The 4,891-nt window shown below is 70.6% G+C and carries 6 protein-coding genes; 1 reads left to right on the plus strand and 5 read right to left on the minus strand.

The genetic code is table 11. The features are described from left to right. Positions 1 to 30: 30 nt before the first annotated feature. The 3 genes from BHU15_RS27140 to BHU15_RS38660 form a co-directional block, all read right to left on the minus strand. The gene (locus BHU15_RS27140; protein ID WP_376201574.1) at positions 31 to 1,110 is read right to left on the minus strand and encodes an RNA polymerase sigma factor SigF; all 1,080 of its coding nucleotides are present in this window, start codon (positions 1,108 to 1,110) and stop codon (positions 31 to 33) included. Then, positions 999 to 1,412, minus strand: coding sequence for an ATP-binding protein (locus BHU15_RS27145; RefSeq protein ID WP_023538758.1), 414 nt, complete (start codon positions 1,410 to 1,412; stop codon positions 999 to 1,001). The genes BHU15_RS27140 and BHU15_RS27145 overlap by 112 nt, the downstream gene beginning before the upstream one ends. A 252-nt stretch (positions 1,413 to 1,664) precedes the next feature. Then, positions 1,665 to 1,925: a UBP-type zinc finger domain-containing protein gene (locus BHU15_RS38660; RefSeq protein WP_078494184.1), complete on the minus strand. Its 261-nt coding sequence runs from the start codon at positions 1,923 to 1,925 to the stop codon at positions 1,665 to 1,667. A 36-nt stretch (positions 1,926 to 1,961) separates the two neighbouring features. On the opposite strand from BHU15_RS38660, the gene BHU15_RS27150 reads away from it, so the two are divergent. Beyond that, positions 1,962 to 3,560 carry a Na+/H+ antiporter gene (locus BHU15_RS27150; RefSeq protein WP_069629592.1) on the plus strand — a complete coding sequence of 533 codons (1,599 nt, stop codon included), beginning with the start codon at positions 1,962 to 1,964 and terminating at the stop codon, positions 3,558 to 3,560. Here the strand turns inward: BHU15_RS27150 and BHU15_RS27155 are convergent. Together BHU15_RS27155 and BHU15_RS27160 are read right to left on the minus strand one after the other, a co-directional pair. Next, complete coding sequence (locus tag BHU15_RS27155; RefSeq protein WP_069629593.1) at positions 3,539 to 4,501, minus strand: 1-aminocyclopropane-1-carboxylate deaminase/D-cysteine desulfhydrase; 963 nt, start codon at positions 4,499 to 4,501, stop codon at positions 3,539 to 3,541. The genes BHU15_RS27150 and BHU15_RS27155 overlap by 22 nt on opposite strands. Positions 4,502 to 4,552: 51 nt before the next feature. Continuing rightward, a partial coding sequence (locus BHU15_RS27160) for a peptidoglycan recognition protein family protein (RefSeq protein ID WP_141726893.1) occupies positions 4,553 to 4,891 on the minus strand: 339 nt, incomplete at its 5' end.

A 4,891-nucleotide genomic window follows, 5' to 3' on the forward strand; every position in this document is an offset into this window, starting at 1 on the left:
GTGCGGCCCCTGCGACGTGTGAAGGTCGTCTCACTCCTCCACGAGCAGCTTCTCGCGCAGCTGCGCCAGCGTCCGCGCCAGCAGCCGCGAGACATGCATCTGCGAGATGCCGACCTCCTGCGCGATCTGCGACTGCGTCATGTTGCCGAAGAAACGCAGCAGCAGGATCCGCTTCTCGCGCGGCGGCAGATCCTCCAGCAGAGGCTTCAGCGATTCGCGGTACTCGACGCTCTCCAGCGCCTCGTCCTCCGAGCCGAGCGTGTCCGCCACCGCCGGGGACTCGTCGTCCGTGTCCGGCACGTCCAGCGACAGCGTGCTGTACGCGTTGGCCGACTCCAGCCCTTCGAGGACCTCCTCCTCGGAGATGCCGAGGCGCTCCGCCAACTCGTGCACCGTCGGCGAGCGGCCGTGCTGCTGGGAGAGTTCGGCGGTCGCCGTCGTCAACGAGAGCCGCAGCTCCTGAAGACGGCGTGGCACCCGCACCGCCCAGCCCTTGTCCCGGAAGTGCCGCTTGATCTCGCCGACGACCGTCGGAGTGGCGTACGTCGAGAACTCGACACCCCGCTCCGGATCGAACCGGTCCACCGACTTGATCAGGCCGATCGTCGCGACCTGCGTCAGATCGTCCAGCGGCTCACCGCGATTGCGGAACCGGCGGGCCAGATGCTCCACGAGCGGCAGATGCATCCGCACCAGCTGATTGCGCAGCAGCGCCCGTTCGGGAGAGTCCTCGGGCAGCTTGCGCAGCTCGATGAACATCGCCCGCGCCCCGCTGCGGTCATGTGGATCGTGTTGCCTGTGCTCGCTCATCGTGGCCGCCCGCTCTGCCCGCTCCTGCTCCGCGCCCGTCTGGCCGTCAAGCCCGTCCACCGGATGGGGCCGGGCCTGCTGTTCCGGAATGCCCGACGGCACGAGCGCCGGATCCACCGGAACCTCATGCCCCTCGCGCGGATCTTGGGGGACCCGCTCCTCGTCACGCACCGGACCGTCCCCGTTCCTCACGCCGGCCCGGGTCCCGCGCCGCGCTGTTTGTAGAGGCTGATGGCGACCGTACGGTCGTCGGCCACCGTCGCGTCGACCTTGCCCGCGAGCGCCGAGAGCACCGTCCACGCGAACGTGTCACGCTCCGGCGCGCGCCCGTCGGTCGTGGGCGCCGAGACGGTCACTTCGAGCGAGTCGTCGATGAGCCGGAACACACAGCTGAGGACGGAACCCGGTACGGCCTGTTGCAGCAGGATCGCGCAGGCCTCGTCGACCGCGATGCGCAGGTCCTCGATCTCGTCGAGGGTGAAGTCCAAGCGCGCTGCCAGTCCGGCCGTAGCCGTACGGAGCACGGACAGGTAGGCACCCGCAGCGGGCAGCCGGACTTCCACGAAGTCCTGGGTCCCGGGCTCGCCTGCGATCTGGGACACCCTCACCTCCAAGGTGGCACAAGCTTCTCAGGGCTCCGGGAAGGGAATCCCCCGAAGCCTTGCGGTACGTAGTCGGTACGCAGCCGGTCTGGACTGGCGACGCTATCGCGATCCATGGTCCCGTGTCGCAGGGACCCCCGGGCCAGAGCCGGGCTGTCAGTTACTCATAGTAGGCATATGTGCACGGACAGTGGCTAGAGGTGTGCGGCAACCAATTACGAAGAACGGGCGGATGGTTGACGTACCCAGGGCTCAGACGATCGAACCGTCGACAAAGCACCAACGCCACGTCTCACCCGGCTCGAAGCTACGCATCACGGGGTGGCCGGTATCCCTGAAATGCTGCGAGGCGTGCCGGTGCGGTGACGAGTCGCAGCACCCCACATGACCGCAGACCAGACAGAGCCGTAGCTGTACGGGATGGCTGCCCGCCGCCTCACACTCCAGGCAGGCCCCGCTCAGCGGGGCGGGTTCGGGGCGTGGGAGGTCGGCAACGTGCTGGCACTCGCTCATGATGGCCAGATTACGACGCTAGGGGAGGACCGTGGCATGGACCCGTTGCAGCTGATCGCCCTGGTGGCGGGGAGCGCGGTGATCGCGGCGGCGGCCAGAAGGACGCCCGTCCCGGCCCCGCTGCTCCTTGTCACGGCGGGAATCGTCGCCGCGTACGTGCCGGGCGTGCCCAGCTACGTGCTCGACCCGCACGTCGTCCTGCCGCTGCTGCTGCCGCCCCTGCTGCACATGGCCGCCGTGGAGAGCTCCTATCTGGACCTGCGGGCCAACGCGCGCCCCATCGGTCTGCTCTCCGTGGGCTATGTCCTCTTCGCCACGGTCGTCGTCGGCTATCTCGCGTACCTGTTCATCCCCGGCCTGCCGCTGACCGCCGCGCTGGTCCTCGGCGCCGTCATCGCGCCGCCGGACGCGGTGGCCGCCACCGCGATCGCCCGCAAGCTCGGGCTGCCGAGCCGTATGACGACCATCCTCCAGGGTGAGTCGCTGGTGAACGACGCGACCGCGATCACCGCGTTCAAGGTGGCCCTCGCGGCGGCCGTCGGCGAAGGCGCGAGCTGGGCCGGCGGGATCGGCGAGTTCGCGCTGGCCTCCTTGGGAGGCATCGGTATCGGCCTCGTACTGATGGTGCCGATCCACTGGCTCCGTACGCACTTGAGGGAGGCGCTGCTCCAGAACACCCTCTCGCTGCTCATCCCCTTCGTCGCCTACGCGGCGGCCGAACAGGTTGGCGCGTCGGGTGTGCTGGCCGTCGTCGTGGTCGGGCTCTACCTCGGACACCGGTCCTGGCAGGTCGATTTCGCGACCCGGCTCCAGGAGGCCGCCGTGTGGAAGATGGTCTCCTTCATCCTGGAGTCCGTCGTCTTCGCGCTCATCGGGCTCCAGATGCCCTATGTACTGAAGGGGCTCGGTTCCTACGGCGCGATGGAAGTGGCCGGTTACGCCGTCGGGGTGTTCGTGACCGTCGTCGCGGTCCGCTACCTCTGGGTCTTTCCGGCCACCTTCGTACCGCGCGCGCTGTCGAAACGGATCAGGGAACGGGAACCGGACACGACCTGGAAGGCGCCGCTCATCGTCGGCTGGGCGGGCATGCGCGGCGTCGTGTCGCTGGCCATCGCCTTCTCCATCCCGCTGACCCTGCACGACGGCGACGCCTTCCCGGCCCGCAACCTCGTCCTCTTCCTGACGTTCACGACCGTCATCGGCACCCTCGTCGTCCAGGGCCTGACCCTGCCCACCCTGATCAGACTGCTGAAACTGCCGGGACGCGACCAGTACGCCGAGACGCTGGCCGAGGCGCAGGCCCAGAGCCGGGCGTCGGTGGCGGCGGAGCAGCGGCTGGACGAACTGCTCGCCGACGACCGCAACGCCCTGGCGGAGCCGCTGGCCGACCGGCTGCGGACCGTGCTGGAGCGGCGGCGCAACTCCGTGTGGGAACGGCTCGGCACGGTCAACGAGTTGACCGGGGAATCCGCCGACCACACCTACCAACGGCTGTCCAGGGAGATGATCGGGGCCGAACGCGAGGTCTTCGTGACACTGCGCGACGAGCGGCGGATCGACGACGAGATGCTGCGGACGCTGCTGCGCCGGCTGGACCTGGAGGAGGCGGCGGCCTACCGGGAGGACTCCGACTGACGCCCCTCGTCCGGCGCGGGAGCGCCGGTGATCACGGCGGCGACCGTGCTGCCCGGCGGGAAGGCGCCCTCCTCGGCCAGGGTGGTCAGCCCGTGCAGCGTCTTGGCCACGTAGAGACGCTCGACGGGCAGCCCGTGCCGGTCCTCGAAGTCCGCCGCGAAGGCGTCCAGCGCGGGCGTCGTACGGGCGTAACCGCCGCCGTGGAAGCGCTCGTCGAGCCACCAGTCGCCCCGCGGCCCGCCGAAGGCCGCCAGTTGAAGCGCCCGGACCTCCCCGGCCAGGAAGCCGCCCTTCAGTACGGGGAAGCCGACAGCGCGCCGGCCGGGGGCGAGCCCGGCGGCCAGGCCCGCGAGGGTGCCGCCGGTGCCGCAGGCGACCCCCACCACGTCCGCCGCGCCGCCCAGCTCCCGCCCGAGGGCCGTACAGCCCCGCGCGGCACGGGAGTTGCTGCCGCCCTCGGGGATCACGTACACCCCCTCGGGGGGCACGGCGAGCCGGTCGGCGGCGGCGGTCAGCAGCGCCCTCAGTACGGAGGGCTCCGTCTTGCGGCGGTAGGTGGCCCGGTCGACGAAGTGCAGCCGCATCCCGTCGGCCACGCAGCGGGCGAGTGACGCGTTGAGCGGGCGGCGAGCCAGCTCGTCGCCCCGTACGACGCCGGCCGTCGCGAAGCCCAGCAGCCGGCCGGCGGCGGCGGTGGCGCGCAGATGGTTGGAGTACGCGCCGCCGAAGGTCAGCAGGGCGCTACGGCCGCCGTCGGCGGCGGCGCGCAGGTTCGGTTCGAGCTTGCGCCATTTGTTGCCCGGCAGCGCGGGGTGGATCAGATCGTCCCGCTTCAGCAGCAGCCGTACGCCGCGACGGGTGAAGCGCTCGTCCTCGACCGCCCGCAGGGGGGACGGCAGCCGTGGCCGCAGGGCGGCGAGGTCGAGCGCTTCCGGAGTCACCCGTTCATTGTCGCGCCGGCGCGCGCGGGGCGGGATTCCTCAGCAGGTGATCTAGCTCAGCCGCTCGTCGACACGTCTGCGCAGACCGGCCATGGAGACGCCGCGGGGATCGATCTTGCCCGGCTGCCACTCCAGGTGGCCGATGACCGAGGGCCCGTTCCAGTTGTGGACGCGGCAGACGGCAGCCGCCGCGGCCTCCATCGCCTCCACCTGGACGGCGGGCCAGGGATCCTTGCCGTCGCCCAGGTTCTCGCACTCGAAGCCGTAGAAATGCCTGTTGCCGTCCGTGTTCGCCTCGTTGTCCGGCGGCAGGGCCTTCTCGGCGATCACGGCGCGCAGGACGTCGTCGTCGCCGCTGCCCGCGTGGTTGGCCCTGCCGCCGGACAACGA

This window comes from Streptomyces niveus, assembly GCF_001723055.1.
Taxonomy (GTDB): Bacteria; Actinomycetota; Actinomycetes; order Streptomycetales; family Streptomycetaceae; genus Streptomyces; species Streptomyces niveus.